Source organism: Sinorhizobium chiapasense (assembly GCF_036488675.1).
Classification (GTDB): domain Bacteria; phylum Pseudomonadota; class Alphaproteobacteria; order Rhizobiales; family Rhizobiaceae; genus Sinorhizobium; species Sinorhizobium chiapasense.
The window spans coordinates 1,154,997-1,173,959 of sequence record NZ_CP133152.1 but is presented as its reverse complement, the minus strand read 5'-3'; the positions used below and the strand labels follow the sequence as shown (position 1 = coordinate 1,173,959).

Genomic DNA, 18,963 nt, shown 5'->3' with positions numbered 1-18,963 from the left:
CTCGCGGACGGAGTCCGCGCGGCTGCTTCCCGTTCCGTGCTCAAAAAAAGAGAATCCGCGGGTGGCGATCCACGCGACGAAGAGATCGTCAGCGCTGTACACAGGCTTCTCGATTTTTCCGAAAGCGGTCGCCCTGGCCGGGTTGCCGGAACTCGGGAGCTTTTTATCCCGCGTACGCCTCACATGGCAGCCCACGTCGTGACGGCCGATTGGATTTGTGTTCTCCGTGTGTTGCATGACGCTTAGATGTGGCGTGTCGGGTTCGACGGCGATTAGACGCAATGGACGCAGCTTTCTCGGCGTCAGTTCGGCGGCCTCCGGGGTCGGGTGACGCCCTCGAAAGCGGGGGGGGCCAAGTTCCGCTGTGCGGGACACCGCGAGTCTGCCGAATCGTTCGAACATGGTGTGATCGTACCGACACCAAGCCACGGAATGCGCGAGAGGCCACTGCAGAGGCACGAACCAAATCGAGCGTTTCGCACACGACCTTCGCTAGCCGCGAGACGCTGCAAACACGAGCAGCACGGGTTACAACTACCTGAGAGAACGCGTCTTAGGGGTGCCAGATGTCCTCCGTCGATTCTGTCGCGGCGAAATTACTATCGGCAACATTGATGTTCGATCGAACGTCTTTGGAAGCGCTTGAGGCATTAGCTGCCGAGTCCGACCGTCGGGTCTTGAGACGCGGTGAGGTTCTGCTTCGCGAAGGTGATCCATCGGACATGTTTTTCATCGTGCTGTCCGGTCGCTTTACGGTGCACAAGGTCGTTTCCGCGGACTTGATCGCCGAGATCGCGCAGGGTGAACTCGTCGGTGAGGTCGGGTTTTTTGCAGGACTGCCGCGCACGGCCACCGTCATTGCAGCACGCGATTCGATCGTCCTAGAAATCAGTCGCGACAATTTCGAGAGGGCCGCCGAGACCCTACCGAGTCTGAGAGAGTCGGTCACGGTTTTCCTGGCGCGCCGGTTCGCCACCCAATCTCCGAGCCTGTCGCGTCTCAAGAAAGCCGCCAAGAACCGGACGCTGGCGCTCGTTGCAGCCGGCGGAAGTGGCACTTCACCGCTATTCATCCGGGAACTGCAGCAAGCGTTCGACGCAGTCGCGCGCACTCGGTTCCTTTTCCGGTTTGACATACAGGAAAAGTTCGCGGGTCGTCCGATCGACGATCAGCCGATCCTTAATTGGCTGAACGAACTGGAGGCGGAAGCTGAGTTCATCGTCTATGTCGCCGATGACGAGCTCAACGAGTGGACACAAGTCTGCATTCGTCAGGCCGATGCCGTGCTGCTCGTTGCCAACGCGTCCTGCTCGCCTTGCCCGAACCCGTCCGAGAAGCTGGCGCTGTCGGTCCATCCACCATCGGCCAGCCGTCTGGTCCTCATTCACGACAGGAGATCGGCGGCTGTCGTCGGCACCCCTGCCTGGCTTGATGAGCGTCCCCATATTGGCCAACACCATCATGTCGCACTGGAGAACGGAGCTGACATCCAGCGCCTAGTCCGATTTGTTTCCGGCAAGGCACTCGGCTTCGTGGCGGAAGGTGGGGGGTCCCTCGGTAGCGCCCATCTGGGCGTCTACAAGGCCTTCATCGAAGCGGGCGCGAGCTTCGACTATCTCGGCGGGACAAGCTCCGGCGCGGCGATGATGGCCGGCTTCGCAAGCGGGTTGAACGCGGAGCAGATCGACCAGGGCACGCACAACATTTTTATCAAGAGTCGGGCGTTTCGCCGTCCGACCTTGCCGCATTTCGCGCTTCTGGACCACAAGGCGTTCGATCGGGCCCTTCGGGAGGAATACGGCGAGATTTTGATCGAGGATCTCTGGCTTCCGTTTTTTGCGCTCTCCACGAATCTCAGCAGCCGTCAGCCGCATGTCCACTGTCGCGGCAAGCTCTGGCAGGCCGTTCGGGCGTCCGGCTCGATCCCGGGCGTCCTGCCGCCGTTTTTCACAGCCGACGGCGACATGCTCGTGGACGGCGCCATCATGAACAATCTACCGCTGGAACAGATGAGGGCGCTCAAGGCCGGCCCCAATCTCGTCGTCAGCCTCGGGTCCAGTGGAACGCAGAAATACTACATCGACTATGACCGCATTCCCGGGGCAACCGAACTGGTGGTCGGCTTGCTGAGTCCTTTTGGTCGTGTCCGCCGGCCACAGGTCCCCAGCATGCTTCAGGTCATTGCGGCAAGTATGCTGGCACACCGGCCACAGGATGTCGCGGTAGGCGAAGAGGATGTCCTGGTCTGCCCGCAGGCTTCGAGTACGGTCAGCTTCATGGATTGGAGCCGACACTCAGAGTTGTTTTCGAACGCCTACGCCAGCACGACTCGATGGATCAAGGAACATCTACGCGAGAACGACCCAAAGCTTCGAGCCGTGCTCGGCGTCACGTCTGATCTATGATCGAGGGCTTCTACAAGTCGACGAGGAGACCGTCCACTACTGCATGTCTCCTTAAATCGACCTCGATTTAAGGACAAAGACGTGCAGTAATTCAAAGTGCTACAGCGACCTTTGCGCGTCTAATAAGACGCGCGGCGCTGTAGTTGCGCCTTCTAAGCCGATGTTCGGCCTTTCCAAAGAGAGGACGTCGCGGCCGGCGAGATGGAACCAGACGAGGCGAGGGGTAGGCACGGCGAATCCCCAATCTGTCGCGCGCCGATTCAGTGTTTTAGCTGCTCGTGTGCGCACCGACGCCGTTCCCTCGTGTTGCGTCGCAAGTCCTCGTGACGGGGCAACGAGAGCGCTGCCAGAGCCGCGGCGCGCGGCGATGGCACGCGCCATCACCGCCGGCGTTGCGTGAAATGGTGCGGGCTTCTGGATTTAGGGGCTTGACGGTATTGTCCATGCAGGCGCGTCGACATCGGCCTTATCCAGACACTACAGCTTGTAGCCGATCTTTCGCAGCAGGTCTTTCCGCCACGCAATGTCTGCGTCGGTTTCGACACCTAGCGGTGTAGCGCCATCCACCACGCCGAGCACACCGCGGCCCAGTTCCGTTTGCGCGACGATCACCTGTGTCGGGTTCGCCGTCGCGCAGAAAATGCGGCAGACCTCTGGCACCACACGCACCGCAGCCAGCACGTTGACGGGAAAGAATCCGTCGCCCAGGAAGATCAGGAAAGTATGGCCGGCGCCAATGGCCAATGCGTTATCGCGTGCGAGGGCGAGCACCGCTTCGTCATTACCCGAGCAGCGCACCAGCCGCTTGCCGGAGGCCTCGCAGAACGCCAGCCCGAAGCGGATCCCGGGGACCGCACCCACCAGCGCCTCGTGAAGGTCTTCCACAGTCTTGATGAAATGCGACTGGCCAAAAATGAAGTTGGCGGCGTCCGGCTTGACGATGGGCACGACAGTGAGTTCCATCGCTGCGCTCCTTCAACGTAGGCAACGCAATGGTAGGTAGGCCCACGCAAGGTGATTTCAAGCCGCCACATGCGGCCGATTCCCCCCGCTGCCGCCTCGGCTTCCTCGCGGATCGACCAACACAGCGGTAGGCGCAGACACAGGCGAAGTTCCTAATCGTAAGGATGGCGACACCACTCGTCGATCGCCGTGTGAAGCGCGACGAACTCGGCTTCGTCGGCCGTAGATTCGAGGGCATCCGGCGAGTTGCCGGGCGCGATCTCCAATATTCGCGCGGCCTCCGATCTCGCACGTCCGCATGGAACCCTGGGGGTGCTACCTCCCGCGCGTCTAGGGGGTAAAGACCTCGTTGGCGGTGGAAGCCGAACCGCCTGGCGTCGGTCCGCCGCCGACAACGAATATCCGGCCATCGACCACGGCCGCCCCCAAGCCGTGCCGCGCCGTCGGCATAGCTGCAAGGCGTTGCCAGGCGTCGCTCACGGGGTCGTAAGCCTCGACCGTGTCGAAGGTAGCCTCGGGCGCTTCGCCGCCGACCACAACGATGCGTCCGTCGATAACGGCCGCCGCGATCCCGCTGCGCGGCGTCGGCAAGTCGGAGCGGCGTTCCCAACGGTCGCTTGCCGGATCATAGACCTCGTTGGCGGCCAGGTTGCTGGCATAGCTGCCGTCGATGCGGCCACCGATTGCATAAAGCCGCCGGCCGACCACGGCGATCGCGAGATGGTCGCGCGGGGTCGGAAGAGCCGCACGGTTCGACCAAGTGTCGTTGGCGGGGTCGTAGACTTCATGCGCAGGCGCATTGCGTCGATCGTCACGACCGGCGCCCGGCTGCGCCGCCGTCGCGTTGCTCAGCAGCATCCAAACAAGAAGGAGCGTGAGGAACGGGCATGTTGCGGGTACTGACACATTGAGCCTCCTCGCCGGTGCCAGAAAAGGGACGGGCCAAAGGCGCCTCCGGAGAACCACCCACCGAAGAATACTTGAAAGGTTACGGCGACCCACAGACCCTGCGTTTGGAAATCTACGCTGGAAATCGGCGCCGTACCTCCTTTGATGCGGCCTTTAGCCCTTTTGCGCACAGCCGTCGCCCGGTCAAGCCGGTGCCGTCATCGGCGTGATACGCACCGGCCGACGATAGGCGCCCCAGTCACCCGGGTGCGGCTCGAACACGCCTGAGCAACGCGTGCCGCAGCGGTGGCAGCGACCCTCTGCGTCGAGAGCCCAGGATAGCAAGCTGTACCAGTCGCGGGCGATCAGGCATGCGCCGCAGGCATGACACCAGGTGCTGCCGCCGACGTCGTCGTGCACGTTACCGCAGTACACGTAACGCAGCCCGTTCCGGAGGCCGATGCGGCGCGCCCGTGCCAGCGTTGCGGGCGCGGTGGGCGGTTTGTCCATCATCTTCCAGTCGGGATGGAAGGCCGTGAAGTGAAGCGGCACATCCGGGCCAAGTTCTTCCATGATCCATTGTGCCAGCGCCTCGATCTCCGTCTCGGAATCGTTCTCGCCGGGAATGAGCAGCGTCGTGATCTCGAACCAGACGGAGGTCTCACGCTTGAGATAAACAAGAGTGTCGAGCACCGCCTGGAGATGGCCGCTGCAGACGCGCTGGTAAAAGCGCTCGGTGAAAGCCTTGAGATCGACATTGGCCGCATCCATGTGGCGGTAGAATTCGATGCGTGGTTCGGCGCAGACATAGCCGGCCGTAACCGCGACGCTTTTGATCCCCCGCTCATGGCAGGCATCGGCCACGTCGATGGCGTATTCATGGAAGATGACGGGGTCGTTGTAGGTGAAGGCAACGCTGCGGCAGCCGAGATCTGCCGCCGCACGGGCGATCGCCGCGGGGGAAGCGGCGTCGGCAAGCGTGTCGATCGCGCGAGACTTGCTGATGTCCCAATTCTGGCAGAACCGGCAGGCGAGATTGCAGCCGGCCGTGCCGAACGACAGGACGGCGGTTCGCGGCAGAAAATGGTTGAGCGGCTTTTTCTCGATCGGATCCGCGCAGAAGCCGCTGGAGCGGCCGTAGGTCGTCAGCACCATCCGGTCGCCCTGGCGGGCGCGGACGAAGCAGAGCCCCTGTTGCCCCTCATGCAACTTGCAAAGTCGCGGACAGAGGTCGCACTGAATGCGCCCATCGCCGAGCGCGTGCCAATAGCGGCCCGGCACAATCGACGCGTCCGGCGGCTGCAGATCCGGGCGGGCAGAGGTTGTGGCGTTGGGGATTGCGGACATGCTCGCATGATAGACCTGTCATGCCATCGTGCAATGGGTGATGGGCCGCTCCCGCAGGAGCGTGTGCCCCCCGGCGATCGTCGATGGCGTGGAAAGATCAAGGGCCGGTTACCGCTGCCCCTGGAACGGCCGCGTCGGCCGCGTGGCAGACACGAAGTTTGCCGTGGGAAATGCACAATGCCGACGCGGCCGTTTGCCCGCGGCACGTGACCGGTGTCGCCAGTGGCGCGCCTGAGGCAATCCGACGCTTCAGCGGGTCGGCTTCAGATGGCCCCCTATAGGACGACGGGGTCCGGCGGACAGCCGACTTCTGGTAACCCATTAGGCGGATGCTTGTTGCACGATCCTCGCGACGAAGTCAGGTTCGCCGCCAGTGTAGAATTTCCAGTCGCCGGTTGCCTCCGCTGCCAGTTTGCGCTTCAGCGCGGCATATTCGGCAGTGTCGTCCGGGTGAGCACGGAGCCAATCGCGAAACAGCATGCGTTTGAAATGCGTGAGGTTTTCTGGTCCGCAGAGGTAGAGCCGAGTGCCATAGGAGCCGTGACTTGAAGCCATTGCTGACTTCGGTGTTTCCGATCGATGATGCCGTGAAGGCGTTTGAGGCGACCGGAGCCGTTCGATGAAGGTTCAGCTCGCCTTCTGAGTGACTGGTGAGCAAGTGAAAAGGAGCGAATTCGGCCAAGGCGCCGGCGACCAGACATCGCATTTGCCGGAGTTTGTAATGCAGACGCGGAAATCGGGCTTATCGGCCTCGGCGTCATGGGGTCGAACCTCGCGCTCAACATCGCGGAAAAGGGCAACAGGATCGCGGTCTTCAACCGCACGGTCGAGGCGACGCGCAAGTTCTATGCGGAAGCCGACGCGCCCAAGGAGCAGATCGTTCCCTGCGAGACGATCGAGGAATTTGTCGCCGCCATCCGCCCGCCGCGGCCGATCATCATCATGATCAAGGCCGGCGAAGCGGTCGACCAGCAGATGGAAATCCTGAAGCCCTATCTTGCCAAGGGCGACATCATGATCGACGCCGGCAACGCCAATTTCCGCGACACGATGCGCCGTTTCGAGGCGCTGAAGGACTCCGGTCTTACCTTCATCGGCATGGGTGTCTCTGGTGGTGAGGAGGGCGCCCGTCATGGTCCGTCGATCATGGTCGGCGGTACGGAAGACTCCTACCGCCGTGTCGAAAAGGTGCTGACATCAGCTTCTGCATCCAGTAGCTTCAGCTCATGTATCCAGTGCGACCGATTCCTGACAATGGCGTAACGGCCGAACCTACCATCGCAACTGCTGGGGAACAGCCCAGTAATTCCGTGGTCTCAATCACGCCGCATGTAACCCTTGAAGCTCAGGAAAGCGCCCAACGCACCGGTTAGCAGCGCGGCGACTATGGTAGAGGCGCGGCCGCCATAGATGGTCGAGCCAACCGCAATCGCGACCTGCGGCAAGGCGATACGCATGATGCCACCGATTGTCATCAGCCAGCCCAGCACGGTGATGATCACGCGCCAGTCCATTTGCCATCTATTGTGCAGGTTGACGATTGCGAGGCCAGCCAGCAGCGAAAGCAATCCGGACAGATAGAACAGGGTGCCGGGGCGCAGCGCCTCCGCGATCATGGTCTCGTACATGCCGAGATTGATCAGCATCCCGATCGCGACCGCGACGAATGTCGGCCCCAGGAGTCTGGCGAGAAATAACGATCGTTCCAAGAGGCATCTCCGCTCCGCGCCGACTGATCAATAGGTAGGTGTAGGGACCAGTTCGTAAGCGCCAGACCATCGAACCCAACTAATGCGTGCGCGCTTTATTCCCTTGAGAATCAGGGCGCGTGTTCACGCTACCTTCCCTTCCCGGATTGACCACTCTGATTAGTGCAGATGGAAGGGATCAGTTCGAGCGGACCATCGTCGCCCACATCATCGATCTCATCAGTTTGCGTCCCGTCCAGGCGATGCTTGATCGCCAGTGCATAGATCGTGCAGAGCGCGTTGGCATTGTTGAGATCAAGGTCAGTCAAGGCCAGCAGCGAGGCTCGGACAAGCGTCTTGCTGGAGTTTTCGGGGATTGCCTCCGGACGAGACCGTAAAGTTCGTCGTCGGAACGGCACCACGTCGCTCCTTCGACCAAGGCTTCGTATACTTTTCTCCGCGTCGAACCCATATCGAAACCCTTTCATGGTGGCGGATGGTTGCAGCCAGCACGGCAACAAGAAATCGTTGCACAGAGCGCCGACCGTGGCAGTTTCGCAAGGCCGCGCAAGACACGATCCCGCCAACCCTCGCCGGCAGCCTTGACGCTGCCGGCGATGTGATGAAGCACTTATTTATGTTGATCTTCGTCGCGAGAAGTTGACGCTTTCGACGCCGGTCGGCGAGCAACCGGCTCAACCGATCCGGCAGGCTTAGCCGCTTCAGCAAGCTCAACACGTCTGTTAGTGGCCGCCATCTCGGCGCGCGCCTCGGCCACGAGATCCTCGTAGCCTTCACCCAGTTCCGCGACCGCGACCCGGCCTTGATGATAGGCAACCAGTCCGGCCTTCAAGACGGTCTTGATCATCGGCCGCACGATAGGAACAATGATCGGCCTCAGCACGAGTGCTCCAACGCCGATGGCAACGCCAGTGACTACGTTTGCCTTAAAAGCGTCTTCGAGTATCGCCATGTTAGGTCTCCCTATGCGCCCCTGAAACGCGTCCGTGGTGATCAGTGAAACGCGAGCCCCCGTTGGCTTCGTCGTCGTTTTCAGACGGATACTGCCGCGCCCCGCGTGTGGCGCGGCGCTTGTCACAGGAGTATCACAATTGGCTTATTTAGAATCAACTGAAAACGCTGGTCACCGGCGCGAGGCGCGGAATCCAGTATGTGAGCGCCTTGCTGTTTATCGCAGCCGCGCCGGTTTGACCTGATGACGTCCCACCATCGGATTGAGATTCCGATCATGTCGATGTCCAACGCATCAATTCCGGCATTCGCGATCGGTCTCAATACGCTCTCGGCGCTGCTCGACAAGGCGGAGGCCCATGCGGAAGGGAAGGGGATCGATCGCGCGCTGCTTCTTAACGGGCGCCTCTTCCCCGATATGTTCGGTGGCCGATGGGGCCTGGGTGAATGTCAGAGACAGCCCGAACGGGCGTCATAAAACCGAACGCTCGGGCCGCTAAAATTCACTCCAAACAAGGGAGGAAAGAATCATGGCGCGCATTCCCGAAGGATTTTCCACCATCACGCCGCAAATCGTGGTCTCGGACGCCAAGAAGGCAATCGATCTTTACCAGAAGGCACTCGGCGCCCAGAGCATGGGCGTCATGACGGTGCCTGGCAGCGACAAGGTCGTGCATTCCGCACTAAAAATCGGGACTTCTGTCCTTTTTGTAACTGACGAGCTCGAACAGTTTCCGCGAAAGGCTCCGAAGGGAACCGATTCCTGCGCGTTCTATCTCTACGTCGATGATGCCGACGCCGCCTACAAGAAGGCGGTCGATGCGGGCATGACGTCGCAGTCCGAGCCGATGGACATGTTCTGGGGCGACCGCACGGCCGTCGTCAACGACCCGTTCGGCTACAACTGGACCTTCGCCACTCACGTCCGCGACGTACCCGAAGACGAGATGATGAAGGCGATGGAAAGCATGATGGGCTGAGCGCGACCTGATCGGCGAACGCGTCAAATCCGGGCTCGCCGCTGCCAAGGCGCGCGGCAGAAAGCTTGGGCGACAGCATGGCCGACGGCCAAAGTCGGACAGGCTCGCACCGAAGGTACAGGCACTCATCGCGAAAGGACGCAGCCCTCGCTGGATCGCCCGCGATCTGGCGATCAGCAAGACTACGGTTGCTGATATCGCCAAGCGCGATCGCGCGAGCGGCGAATGACGCAATTGTTCGGATTCCCGCCACTCGGCGGTCAGATGCAAAGGACTGGAGCGGGTGGTGAGCAGTCACCCAAGGCTGGCACTTGAAACGGCTGAATTGCACCCAGAAGCGGTCGTCACCAAGCTGATCGCCGAATGACGTGTTCCGGGCCGGCAGCAGACTGTCCGCTGAAAGGATCCGCGATGCGTAAAGCGGACATCTGAGTACTCGGCCCTAGCGCCTGGAAACGGCCCGAAGCATGCGTAATCGGGCGGTCCCACGAGGGGCAAGCTCCCAGTACAGTCCCGGTGCAACCGAGATGAAGGGAGATGACGATGTTCTATGCTGCGTTGGACGTGTCACTGCGCTCAGTGGCGATCTGCATTATTGACGAAACCGGGAAAGTCAGACTTGAGCGGTCGGTGCCATCTGACTTGCCAGACCTTGTTCGCTGCCTGAACGATTTCGGCGAACAGATTCATCAAGTCGGGCTTGAGGCTGGTACGCTCACTCAGCACTTAACCTACGGCTTGACGGAGGCTAGTTTCGATGTCGTGCGCATGGAGGCGCGTCAAGTCAATGCCGCTCTTTCGGCCATGCGGAACAAGACTGACAAGAACGACGCCCGTGGCATAGCCCAACTGCTGCGATCGGGTTGGTACAGCCGGGTGCTTGTGAAGAGTGTCGAAAGCCATTACATCCGTGCACTCCTCTCCAGCCGCAAGGTCATGCAAAGGAAATGCATTGATCTTGAAAACGAGATTCGCGGCCTCCTCAAAGTCTTCGGCGTCAAGCTGCCGATGCGGCTGCGAGGTGGCGCATTCGAAACGGCTGTCCGCGGCACAATCGAAGGCGATCCGGCGTTGAGCCACGCGTTACTCCCGCTGCTGGAAGCTAGGCAAATGCTCCTGGAAATCTTCCTCGAACTCGATCGACGAGTCCGAAGGGTCGCGAAGCGAGACGCCGTCACCGCGCGGTTTATGAGTGTTCCTGGTGTTGGGTACGTAACGGCCTTGAGCTTCAAGGCTGCGGTTGATGATCCCGCGCGCTTCAGAAGTTCGCGTACCGTCGGCGCTCACTTCGGATTGACGCCGCGAAGGTTCCAGTCTGGCGAGAAGGACAACCCTGGTCGCATCTCTCACGCCGGAGACGCCGACGTGCGGGCGACACTTTATGCCGCCGCCAATGCGATGCTCATGCGCTCGATTGCCTGGAATAGCTTGAAGGCCTGGGGCGTGCGGCTGATGAAGACCAAGGGACGCCGACGAGCCATCGTAGCCGTCGCCCGAAAGATTGCCGTCGTTCTGCATCGCATGTGGATTGACGGTACAGAGTTCCGGTTCGGATCGGAGGCTGCAGCATGATTTAACACCGCCCTCGAAACCGACCCTGGCCGGATCGTCCCATGCGGACGACGGGATGGATGAAGCCGAGTATGACTGCTGCGCTTCGAGCGCGCCCCAAAGCGAGGCTCTCCAGACCCTGATCCCATGCATGCGTGCAGCGGCTCCAAACGCGAGGGGCAAACAGACTGCGAAGAGAAGCGTGACCCGCGTGAACGATCAGGCCAACGAAGATCAGAAAGAGCTTGACCCAAATGCCCGATTAGAGAAGCGGCCAACGTGGAAGTACGATGCCACCCATCGCCATCGAGAACACAACAATCCACGGCTGAGCCTCCCAGACAGCCAACACGATGAACCCAGTCAACGCGAGCGCAAAACCGTCTGAAATTGAGCACCGCGCTGGTCCACACGTGGGTTATAAAGAGGCGCGCCGAGAATGCCGACTACGGCAGCGTTCGCGCCACCCATGGCGGCTTGAGCCACCGGGCGCTTCCGTAGGCTGTCCCAGAACGGCAACGCGCCCAAGAGCAGCAAGAATCCAGGCAGAGAGATCGCGACTAAGCAGATCGCTGCGCCAAGCAGGTCATCGGGGCCAGCCCCCATGACAGCGCCGAGATAGGCGGCGACCAATCTAGCGCTCTGCGGTTCGACGCTCGTCTAACGCCAAGTTTTTTGAGATATTGAGTATTCGGCAGATCGCCCGATCTACCCAATTATTGAGGGAGGATGTCCTATGCCACTGTTCATAACCACAGGGTGCTATTCAGCCACATCTGCGAAGGGAATGATTGACAATCCAACGAACCGAGAAAAGGCGGCCCGTGCCATCATGGAAGCGGCAGGCGGGAAACTGCATTCTTTCTATCTCACGACCGGCGAAACCGACTGGATGGCAATCACGGAATTCGACGACGGTGCTGACCTGATCCCGCCGCTTCTCGTCGTCGCCGCATCGGGGGCAGCATCGAATATCAAAACCGTACGAGCATATACGGGCGCGGAATTCAAGGCGGCCCAAGAAAAGGCGGGCAAAATCGCATCTTCCTACAAGCCCCCGGCAAAATAAGCAGACCACTGGTTGAAACATCGCTGGCAGCGGATCGAACCTCCGCTGCCAGAAACGATGTGCTGCGCGCAACGAGGCCGCATTCGAGCGCGCGGTCAGTTCGATCGCCGCATGCGCCCGCGAGTTGCTCGATTCGCTGGAGACCTCTCAACCCCCTCGCGATCGCGAGGAAGTAGCTGCAAAGGCGCACGCGAGAACACCGATCCGGTCGCGTGAGAGAGTCCGTCACGATCAGGAGACCTCAGTCAGGTCTCAAGTTATCAGCCTGGGCCATCGTCTGCAGTCGGCGCACAGAGGCCGCCTCGCTGATCCACTGAGATGTCTGCTTCCGGGATGTCACTGAGGTCGATGCTATGACTGATATATCTCCACCTAGGAGTGCGTTTCGCATTGTGCAGTAGCTCGCTGGATGTGGCGAACCCGCCGAATATCTGCGTCAAGCGTCGTTCTTCCTCCTGGCACAAGCGCTGCCGTCGGCAGAACTCGCGGATCGACCACACTTTCGTGGCGGTTTGCTTGGAAAGTTTTTCGCCTTCTACGCGCTCAACCATCTTGCTCCTCCCAAAGCGATGGGCGTCAGACTATGCTACCAAAGCCTAATAAAGCGAGGAATAAACTAAGTATTACTTATTGCCTGGCGCTGCCTCGTCCGGCGACGCAGCATCATACGACCAGATATTTTTATCAGCCCCGCAGATTGGCAGAAAGCCATAGTTCTGAAGCCACTCGCGAACGAGTAGGCGGATTGCCTCGTCTCGGGTCATCTGCAGTTCTTCGCAGGCCAAAGCGAGCGCCAACTCAACGTCATCGTCGAAGAGCATTGCCCTCCCTGCGCATTACAACCACAAGATTGAGGCTCTCACAGCATGGGTTGCAGTCAAGGATTACGGAGTATGCTCAATGGGATAAGGGCAAATTGGGCTAAGACTTCTGGCCCATTTCTATGTCGGACAAAAGTCCTAGAAGATCTCAAATGGGTACAGAAAGGGCGGGCTGCCCGACCCTCGTGCCGTCATTGCATCCGCGTCAGCGGCGAGATGGGGATCTTTGGACGCGATCGGTCGGTCGCTCGCTGTGTGGCGAAAGGTGGTTCAGCTTGGCAGTCGAGGGCGGAACCGGCTGTCTGACGACCAAACGCCGCGTGTTCATGTGGGTTCAATTGGATCAAGAATATTCGGCGGGATGTTCCGCGCACGCACTGCGCGCCGCGACTGGATGCTGTCGGGGGATCGTCGTCGCTCTGGGAGAAGCCTTGAAAGGACAAGGCTTCTCCTGCAATCGAATTACCTGTTCAATGCGTCCTTGAGTGCCTTCGCCGACCCGAAGGTCAGCTTCTTTGCGGCGGCCACCTTGATTATCGCGCCCGTCGCGGGATTGCGCGCCTCTCGCTCCGGCGTGTCCTGTCGGGTAGGAACGACCCGTTGCCGGGTCGCTCCTCCCTAAGAACCGTACGTGCGAGTTTCCCCGCATACGGCTCAAGCCTCCACTAAGCCCTGTTTGACCAGAGCCGCCAGTTCCTGTCTATCGGCAGAGTGTGCGGTTTCCCCAGGCCGATCCGTAGTTTCCGACGGCAGACCACGCCTTGCGGCGAAGTAGCGGTCCCACATCGGATTGAACGGATTCGCTTCGGCTCGGATTTTGCAGTGACGACGAATAGGAACGTCGGATGCATGGAGTAGCCGCCGGAACGTGATGTTTCCGGCACGATCCTTCACTGCTGCGCGGAATACCCAGTCTCGCGTGCCTTCGCGGGCGAAGTAGCGATGCTTCACCCACCGACGTGGCTTATCTGGGTGCCTGCGACATGCCCACTGCCAGAGACACTTCCAGATGAGATGCTCGACCTTGCGGAAGGTCTCCTTCGCCACCTGGTTGTGATGATAATTGGTCCATCCCCCGATGACCGGGTTGAGCCGCATTATCAGATGCTCCTGCTTCGCATCGGCGGCGGCCTTGATGATCGTTCGGATCTTGCGCATGAACGCCGCCACGTTCTTCTTGGCGGGCTTGATATGGGTGTGTCCATCATATCTACGCACGTTCCAACCGAGGAAGTCGAAGCCTTCCTCGACCCGCACGATGCGAGTCTTTTCCTCAGACAGAGACAGACCTCGTTCTGACAGAAATTCCTCGACCAGAGACTTCGCCTCTTCCAGCACTTCTTTCGAAGCACCAGTGACGACGAAGTCATCGGCGTAACGTATCAAGTGCACCTTGGTCCGAATGTTTCGGCGTCGCGGGCCATAGTGGTCCCGTAGCATCTTTTCCATTCCGTCCAAGGCCATGTTGGCGAGCGTGGGCGAGATTATTCCACCTTGCGGCGTTCCCGCTCGTGTCGCGTACCAATCACCATCCTGCATGTAGCCGGAGTCCAGCCATTTCCGGAGCACCGCCTTGTCCGTAGGGATGTTGGCGATGAGCCAGTCCTTGCTGATTTCGTCGAAGCAGCCAGCAATGTCTGCGTCCAAGACCCATTCCGCCGTACCACGCCCGCGCAGTGCAATGTAGCACTGACGAGCCGCATCACGGGTCGCTCGAAACGGACGGAAGCCGTACGAGTTTGGGTCTGCCGTGGTTTCCGCAACAGGTAGCAGGGCGAGCAGGTGAAGTGCCTGCATGGCTCTGTCCTTCATCGTCGGAATACCCAGCGGACGGAGCTTCTCGCTGTTTGCCTTCGGGATATATACCCGCCTCAACGGCAGAGGGCGGTACCCACGCCGTTTGAGCGACAATAATCCTCTGACGCACTTATCCGGTGTGTCCCAGATGATCCGGTCCACTCCGGGTGTCCTCTTGCCCTGATTTTCGGTAACCCGTTTCACAGCAAGCGCCTTGCCGCTGAACGAGTGGGTCAGTAGCCGCTGCAAGGCTTGCACCTTGCCCCAGCGACCTTCCCGAACTGCCTTCGCAATACGCATCTGCAGCCGTCGCACGTGTTGGTAAGCCTTGCGCCAGTCGATCTGGCCCCAACTCACCGTTTCGCGGGAGGCCGCACCAGTCACTGTTGTGACCGCCATTTGCCTGTCCTCCTCCGAGGGTTCTGCACATTCTCTCGCGACGAGAGACCCGTCAGAAGTCTGCTCCCTTTCGGGCGGGGTGATGTTGGCAAGCCGCAACCCCTATCCGGATCATTACAGCCCGGCGTTCGCTTTCTCCGACATCCTCTGCCCGCACCCCCAACAGCTTTCCTTGCGGTCGGCCTGCCCGCTGCGGGGCGGAGATACGGGTTTACCGTGTTTCACCTAGATAACGTGGGCGGGTTAGATCCTGCCTATCCGCCGGCGGTCCTGTTGTCCGTGTGCCTCCAAAATCAAGGGAGACATCCGACCGCGCACCTTTTGGTCCAAGCCTGTCAGCATCTTTGGCTTGTCAAATTTCACGACGTTTATCAGCAGTTCATTTCCATTGATCAATACCACCCAGCCTAGCGCCCCATCCGCGCTGATGCTCGCAGAAGATACCTACGCCTCACGGTCTCGGCATGGCCCGAAAGCCCGGCTACATTGTCCCGGCAGCTTCACACCGGACCGTTACCAGTCCCGCATGTGCCGGTAGGCTACTGATGACGGAACATCAGGTTTGTCCCAGAATATAACTCCTGTACAAACAATTACTTAGGCGACTATCACGTCGCACTGACCCTGAACTTCCCGAATCCTGGAATCGATGTCTCGGCACCGGACGTCGCGGCTGCGGTGATGGCGGCAAAGACGGCCTCGACGATCGCCTTACTTTGTGCCTTGGTCAGGCTGTGATCGGCTGCGATCTTGTCTGCAATTTCGTTGGTTGTAGTCATGGTTTACCCCTCTTTTTTGACGACCGCGATACTTGTCAGTTTGAAATCCTTTGTCACCGGGCCGACCTGCTTCAAGGTCTGAAAGAATAGGATTTCCACAGGTGCTTTTGAATCGCCCTGCCGGTTGAGAATCCATTCGGGGTTGTCGGATTGATGGACCGCCTGCAGCCTGCGGACGTGGGTCAGAGGGGCGGAGACGAAATCCGCCACCACGAACAACCTCGCGGAAAATCGAACAGCAGGTTTTCGCGTTACCGACGGGTTCAATGCTTACCAACCGGAAGGAAGTGCTCCCGCGCCTGCGAGGCGAGCCCTAGCCACGCCCAGTCGCAGATGGACGGTAAGCCCACGAAATCTAGGTAGTCCTGCGGAAGGCGATGTGGGGAAATTGGGGGAGCCGTACCGATGCGCTCGACCGGGTCGGCGCGTAGCGTGAGCCTGCCGCCATGGGAATGGACTGCCGGTTACGACCCGTGGGCTCGCTGACTCTGACGCGGAGCTGAAGCCTTTCTGTGACCGACCAGCCATTTGTCACGGCGTGTCGATCCGAGCGCCGGCGAGAGAGGTTCGCGCCCATGCACGCGTTCACGAAGCAAATTGTGCCCTGGATTTTCAGCGCAATCGCATCGACGACCCTGGCGGCATCAGCAGGACAGCCGGTACAGCCCGACGTCAATTCTGGCGGCGCGTCGAAACAGATAGTCTTGCCGGGCACCAGACTCATTGTCGAGCCCAATGCCTTCGTTTTCGGGTCAGAGCCCAACCATTCGCGGCAGGCTGCGGTGAAGGTGATCGCGGCGTGGCTTTCGTCGGAATTCGGTCTTCCGCTCATCGACGAACCGCCTGCGATCGAATTCGCGTCCGCCAAGCGCATGATCCGTCTGCGCTATCGGGACGTGCCGTTGGATCGATGGAGAGAGGCTCTGCCCATCTGGACACGCCTAGCGAACGGAGCCGACGTCATGGCTGTTTACGATGATGAGGCAAGAACGGTCTATCTGCCGGACGGGTGGACGGGGAAGACGCCGGGGGAGTTCTCCGTGCTTGTGCACGAAATGGTCCACCACATTCAGAACGTGGCAGGATTGAAGTTTGCATGCGCCGAGGAACGCGAGAAAACAGCGTTCGAAGCGCAGAAACGATGGCTTGGTCTGTTCGGCAGCGACCTCGAGGCGGAGTTCGGGCTTGATCCCTTCACAGTGTTGGTCCGTACAAACTGTTTGTATTAATACTCGATCTTCTGTTCGTGACCTGGGATAAAGGCTTCTCTTTGAGCAGGGGTTTCCGACCCTCGGCACGTCCGCTTCGGAATCAAGGCGTACCCTAGGAAGCGGGGCTATATCGATCTCTATCCCGAAGGCCGGATGGTCTCGTATGCTGGGCGTCGTCTACTGCGTGCTGCGGATAAGCCAGCAAGGTTTCACGGCAACCTTCATCAACCGAACAACTTCTTCGCCCAGGCCGAAACATCATCGCCGCTGCTCACGTCCGGCCGCACGATCCCGTCGATCATGAAGGTCGGCGAAACGTGGATGCCGTTCTGTCGAGCATATTTGCAATGCCATTTGATTTCCCGGTCGAGATCCGGGATTGCGAACGCGTCCTTTAGCCTGACACCGCTACGGCTTTCCACGCGCTCGATGACCTGGTTGGGCGTAACGTCCATATTCGGTCCGCCGGCATGATCGATGAATTCGAACTCTTCCCGATGCGCCGCGACTGCGGCGATGACTTTCTTCGCGGTCTCCTTGCCACCCTCAAGTGTCGAGGCCGCGATGATGCAGCGAACGATGACGCCGGAATACATATGCCAGGGCTGCGACTGCAGGCGGATCTTAATGGTGACCTTGTCCTCGCCGGCCTGATCGAGAAGAAGGTCAAGCTTGTTAAATGCCTTAGCCGAGTAAGGATCGGTCGGTTCCAGAAAGACCTCGAACAGGCGCGGACCGGTGCCCCAGGTGAGTGGATCGGCGTGCCAAGCTATGTTTGTCATGCGATTTCCCTCTTTTTCAAAGCCGGCTGGGTTTCTGATTTCGCTTGTCGCTGAAGCGTCCATGGGGCAGAGCTTGAGGTAGGCGGCTAGACGGTCGCCTGTAGAGAAGATCACGGCCCATTCTTTGAAGCATTCGAACTTCAACGAAGAGTGGCTAGCTGATGAGTCCAACTAGCATTCAGCCAGATTCCCAGGACGTTGACCGTCGGCACCTACCAACCCACGCGTTGCCACTGATGCTCTCATAGGTTGAATAGAAAAGCGAGTCGGTTCTTGCTTAGGCGAACGGGCTCCTGTCTGGAAGGCGGGACTTCCCCGCCGCAATCTGGTCAAGAGTCCACGCCGCTCTGCATCGAGTTGAGAATGAGCGCGATCGCTATGGCTACGGCATTGTGAAACATCCGCCGAACGCGCTATTAGCGCGGCGGCGATTTCAAATAATCTAATCGCAGCTTTCGGCTCGAGCCCCACAGACGCGACGACGCTCTGTCGGATAGTGCCTTCGCAAGGAACGCCTTCGCGTCCGAGCCTACACCGCGCGAGGCGCTCGTCCGTTGTCGTCGCGCTGCATGCATGTTCGAGCATCCTTGTGTCACGGCAGTGGAAGTTCGGATCGTGAGCGCTACGTTGATGCCGCATGTGTAACGATTATGAGCAGCACATCAGATATGCCGAGTACTGCAAGATGATGCAGGACCTCGCGCTCGGCATCCCTTCACATCAAACGGAACTCAACTTGCCACAAGCGGACGACGTCCGGATTGGTGATACCGGACCTGTAATGAGAGTTGCAGATGGTAACGTGGTCGAACTCGTGCCGATGAGGTTCGGCTTCCCGCCGCCTGAAGGACGCAAGGGCGGACCGGTCTTCAACTCCGGAGCGAGGGGCGCAGCTTTGCCGAGAGCAGGCGATGCCTCATACCGGCGTCGGCCTTTTCGAGTTCACCGATGCAAAGTACGCGAAGGCCAAGCATCGGTTCACGCTGTGAACAGACGTCCAGAAGAAGATCCCTGGGCGTCCGCTAGGCGGGACGAAGCCGCCATTCATTGGTGACGCCCGCGAATTTGGGGCGTTCACGCTGTCGCTGCGGCACGAGAGATCTGCTGAGATGCTTTGAAAACGATCCAAGCCGAGACCATGTTGTGCGCAATCAGGCCGCCGCAGCCAAGATCTTCGACGCTTTGGCAGGCAATCGGCAACATCTGCGACCTCTTCAGCAGAAGCAAATGCTGGAACTACCTCAAGGAAGCCGGATATGCGTTCGATTAAATGTCCGATGCCCTAACGCAGAGGCAAGCAAACAATAGAAG

The 18,963-nt window shown here is 59.7% G+C and carries 17 protein-coding genes and 9 pseudogenes; 11 read left to right on the top strand and 15 right to left on the bottom strand.

Features of this window, described 5'->3' with window-relative positions:
- Positions 1-22: 22 nt before the first annotated feature.
- Together RB548_RS30090 and RB548_RS30085 are read left to right on the top strand one after the other, a co-directional pair.
- Positions 23-246 (top strand): annotated as a pseudogene (locus RB548_RS30090) (type II toxin-antitoxin system RelE/ParE family toxin).
- A gap of 476 nt (positions 247-722) precedes the next feature.
- Positions 723-2,405 carry a patatin-like phospholipase family protein gene (locus RB548_RS30085; protein ID WP_408642472.1) on the top strand — a complete coding sequence of 561 codons (1,683 nt, stop codon included), beginning with the start codon at positions 723-725 and terminating at the stop codon, positions 2,403-2,405.
- A gap of 477 nt (positions 2,406-2,882) precedes the next feature.
- On the opposite strand, the gene RB548_RS30080 is transcribed toward RB548_RS30085, so the two are convergent.
- The 4 genes from RB548_RS30080 to RB548_RS30065 form a co-directional block, all read right to left on the bottom strand.
- Positions 2,883-3,368, bottom strand: a complete 486-nt coding sequence (locus RB548_RS30080; protein WP_331376032.1) for an adenosine-specific kinase — start codon at positions 3,366-3,368, stop codon at positions 2,883-2,885.
- Positions 3,369-3,698: 330 nt separating this feature from the next.
- Positions 3,699-4,274: a Kelch repeat-containing protein gene (locus RB548_RS30075; protein WP_331376031.1), complete on the bottom strand. Its 576-nt coding sequence runs from the start codon at positions 4,272-4,274 to the stop codon at positions 3,699-3,701.
- Between the two features lie 186 nt (positions 4,275-4,460).
- Positions 4,461-5,603, bottom strand: a complete 1,143-nt coding sequence (gene amrS / locus RB548_RS30070; protein WP_331376030.1) for an AmmeMemoRadiSam system radical SAM enzyme — start codon at positions 5,601-5,603, stop codon at positions 4,461-4,463.
- A gap of 321 nt (positions 5,604-5,924) precedes the next feature.
- Complete coding sequence (locus tag RB548_RS30065) at positions 5,925-6,158, bottom strand: GrpB family protein (protein WP_408642471.1); 234 nt, start codon at positions 6,156-6,158, stop codon at positions 5,925-5,927.
- 204 nt (positions 6,159-6,362) lie between these two features.
- Here RB548_RS30065 and RB548_RS30060 point away from each other — a divergent pair.
- Positions 6,363-6,836 (top strand): annotated as a pseudogene (locus RB548_RS30060) (NAD(P)-binding domain-containing protein); the annotation flags it as partial.
- 83 nt (positions 6,837-6,919) lie between these two features.
- Here RB548_RS30060 and RB548_RS30055 read toward each other — a convergent pair.
- From RB548_RS30055 to RB548_RS30045, 3 genes are all read right to left on the bottom strand, one after another.
- Entirely contained in the window at positions 6,920-7,312 is a 393-nt protein-coding gene (locus RB548_RS30055) for a hypothetical protein (RefSeq protein ID WP_331376029.1), read from the bottom strand.
- A gap of 128 nt (positions 7,313-7,440) precedes the next feature.
- Complete coding sequence (locus RB548_RS30050) at positions 7,441-7,710, bottom strand: hypothetical protein (RefSeq protein ID WP_331376028.1); 270 nt, start codon at positions 7,708-7,710, stop codon at positions 7,441-7,443.
- Positions 7,711-7,922: 212 nt separating this feature from the next.
- Entirely contained in the window at positions 7,923-8,264 is a 342-nt protein-coding gene (locus tag RB548_RS30045; RefSeq protein WP_331376027.1) for a DUF5132 domain-containing protein, read from the bottom strand.
- 276 nt (positions 8,265-8,540) lie between these two features.
- Between RB548_RS30045 and RB548_RS30040 the strand changes: the two genes are divergently transcribed.
- From RB548_RS30040 to RB548_RS30025, 4 genes and pseudogenes are all read left to right on the top strand, one after another.
- Complete coding sequence (locus RB548_RS30040) at positions 8,541-8,741, top strand: DUF1993 family protein (RefSeq protein WP_331376026.1); 201 nt, start codon at positions 8,541-8,543, stop codon at positions 8,739-8,741.
- Between the two features lie 52 nt (positions 8,742-8,793).
- Positions 8,794-9,243, top strand: a complete 450-nt coding sequence (locus RB548_RS30035) for a VOC family protein (RefSeq protein ID WP_331376025.1) — start codon at positions 8,794-8,796, stop codon at positions 9,241-9,243.
- A pseudogene (locus RB548_RS30030) lies at positions 9,242-9,472 on the top strand (recombinase family protein); the annotation flags it as partial. The gene RB548_RS30035 and the pseudogene RB548_RS30030, both read left to right, overlap by 2 nt.
- Before the next feature lie 314 nt (positions 9,473-9,786).
- Positions 9,787-10,815 carry an IS110 family RNA-guided transposase gene (locus RB548_RS30025; protein WP_331376024.1) on the top strand — a complete coding sequence of 343 codons (1,029 nt, stop codon included), beginning with the start codon at positions 9,787-9,789 and terminating at the stop codon, positions 10,813-10,815.
- A 241-nt stretch (positions 10,816-11,056) separates the two neighbouring features.
- Here RB548_RS30025 and RB548_RS30020 read toward each other — a convergent pair.
- A pseudogene (locus RB548_RS30020) lies at positions 11,057-11,424 on the bottom strand (chromate transporter); the annotation flags it as partial.
- A 106-nt stretch (positions 11,425-11,530) separates the two neighbouring features.
- Here RB548_RS30020 and RB548_RS30015 point away from each other — a divergent pair.
- Positions 11,531-11,863 (top strand): GYD domain-containing protein, encoded by a 333-nt coding sequence (locus RB548_RS30015; protein ID WP_331375196.1) that lies wholly within the window; start codon positions 11,531-11,533, stop codon positions 11,861-11,863.
- Between the two features lie 67 nt (positions 11,864-11,930).
- A pseudogene (locus RB548_RS30010) lies at positions 11,931-12,071 on the top strand (DUF2277 family protein); the annotation flags it as partial.
- Positions 12,072-12,225: 154 nt separating this feature from the next.
- Here the strand turns inward: RB548_RS30010 and RB548_RS30005 are convergent.
- From RB548_RS30005 to RB548_RS29980, 6 genes and pseudogenes are all read right to left on the bottom strand, one after another.
- Positions 12,226-12,414: pseudogene (locus RB548_RS30005) on the bottom strand (hypothetical protein); the annotation flags it as partial.
- A 72-nt stretch (positions 12,415-12,486) separates the two neighbouring features.
- The gene (locus RB548_RS30000) at positions 12,487-12,684 is read right to left on the bottom strand and encodes a hypothetical protein (protein WP_331376023.1); all 198 of its coding nucleotides are present in this window, start codon (positions 12,682-12,684) and stop codon (positions 12,487-12,489) included.
- Positions 12,685-13,146: 462 nt separating this feature from the next.
- Positions 13,147-13,266 (bottom strand): annotated as a pseudogene (locus RB548_RS29995) (HU family DNA-binding protein); the annotation flags it as partial.
- A gap of 72 nt (positions 13,267-13,338) precedes the next feature.
- Positions 13,339-14,880: a group II intron reverse transcriptase/maturase gene (gene ltrA, locus RB548_RS29990; protein ID WP_331376022.1), complete on the bottom strand. Its 1,542-nt coding sequence runs from the start codon at positions 14,878-14,880 to the stop codon at positions 13,339-13,341.
- A 611-nt stretch (positions 14,881-15,491) separates the two neighbouring features.
- Positions 15,492-15,659 (bottom strand): annotated as a pseudogene (locus RB548_RS29985) (HU family DNA-binding protein); the annotation flags it as partial.
- Positions 15,660-15,662: 3 nt separating this feature from the next.
- Positions 15,663-15,869, bottom strand: a complete 207-nt coding sequence (locus RB548_RS29980) for a hypothetical protein (RefSeq protein ID WP_331376021.1) — start codon at positions 15,867-15,869, stop codon at positions 15,663-15,665.
- Between the two features lie 365 nt (positions 15,870-16,234).
- On the opposite strand from RB548_RS29980, the gene RB548_RS29975 reads away from it, so the two are divergent.
- Positions 16,235-16,888: a DUF6647 family protein gene (locus tag RB548_RS29975; protein ID WP_331376020.1), complete on the top strand. Its 654-nt coding sequence runs from the start codon at positions 16,235-16,237 to the stop codon at positions 16,886-16,888.
- Between the two features lie 206 nt (positions 16,889-17,094).
- Here RB548_RS29975 and RB548_RS29970 read toward each other — a convergent pair whose 3' ends face one another.
- Positions 17,095-17,652: a DsbA family protein gene (locus RB548_RS29970; protein ID WP_331376019.1), complete on the bottom strand. Its 558-nt coding sequence runs from the start codon at positions 17,650-17,652 to the stop codon at positions 17,095-17,097.
- A gap of 637 nt (positions 17,653-18,289) precedes the next feature.
- On the opposite strand from RB548_RS29970, the pseudogene RB548_RS29965 reads away from it, so the two are divergent.
- Positions 18,290-18,638: pseudogene (locus RB548_RS29965) on the top strand (SOS response-associated peptidase); the annotation flags it as partial.
- Between the last annotated feature and the right edge of the window lie 325 nt (positions 18,639-18,963).

What these genes read in the sequence shown, in the direction of transcription:
- RB548_RS30085 (WP_408642472.1), top strand. Translation starts at nt 723, where the DNA reads ATGTTTTTCATCGTGCTGTCCGGTCGCTTTACGGTGCACAAGGTCGTT.
- RB548_RS30080 (WP_331376032.1), bottom strand. Translation starts at nt 3,368, where the DNA reads ATGGAACTCACTGTCGTGCCCATCGTCAAGCCGGACGCCGCCAACTTC.
- amrS (WP_331376030.1), bottom strand. Translation starts at nt 5,603, where the DNA reads ATGTCCGCAATCCCCAACGCCACAACCTCTGCCCGCCCGGATCTGCAG.
- RB548_RS30065 (WP_408642471.1), bottom strand. Translation starts at nt 6,158, where the DNA reads ATGGCTTCAAGTCACGGCTCCTATGGCACTCGGCTCTACCTCTGCGGA.
- RB548_RS30045 (WP_331376027.1), bottom strand. Translation starts at nt 8,264, where the DNA reads ATGGCGATACTCGAAGACGCTTTTAAGGCAAACGTAGTCACTGGCGTT.
- RB548_RS30040 (WP_331376026.1), top strand. Translation starts at nt 8,541, where the DNA reads ATGTCGATGTCCAACGCATCAATTCCGGCATTCGCGATCGGTCTCAAT.
- RB548_RS30035 (WP_331376025.1), top strand. Translation starts at nt 8,794, where the DNA reads ATGGCGCGCATTCCCGAAGGATTTTCCACCATCACGCCGCAAATCGTG.
- RB548_RS30025 (WP_331376024.1), top strand. Translation starts at nt 9,787, where the DNA reads ATGTTCTATGCTGCGTTGGACGTGTCACTGCGCTCAGTGGCGATCTGC.
- RB548_RS30015 (WP_331375196.1), top strand. Translation starts at nt 11,531, where the DNA reads ATGCCACTGTTCATAACCACAGGGTGCTATTCAGCCACATCTGCGAAG.
- RB548_RS30000 (WP_331376023.1), bottom strand. Translation starts at nt 12,684, where the DNA reads ATGCTCTTCGACGATGACGTTGAGTTGGCGCTCGCTTTGGCCTGCGAA.
- ltrA (WP_331376022.1), bottom strand. Translation starts at nt 14,880, where the DNA reads ATGGCGGTCACAACAGTGACTGGTGCGGCCTCCCGCGAAACGGTGAGT.
- RB548_RS29975 (WP_331376020.1), top strand. Translation starts at nt 16,235, where the DNA reads ATGCACGCGTTCACGAAGCAAATTGTGCCCTGGATTTTCAGCGCAATC.
- RB548_RS29970 (WP_331376019.1), bottom strand. Translation starts at nt 17,652, where the DNA reads ATGACAAACATAGCTTGGCACGCCGATCCACTCACCTGGGGCACCGGT.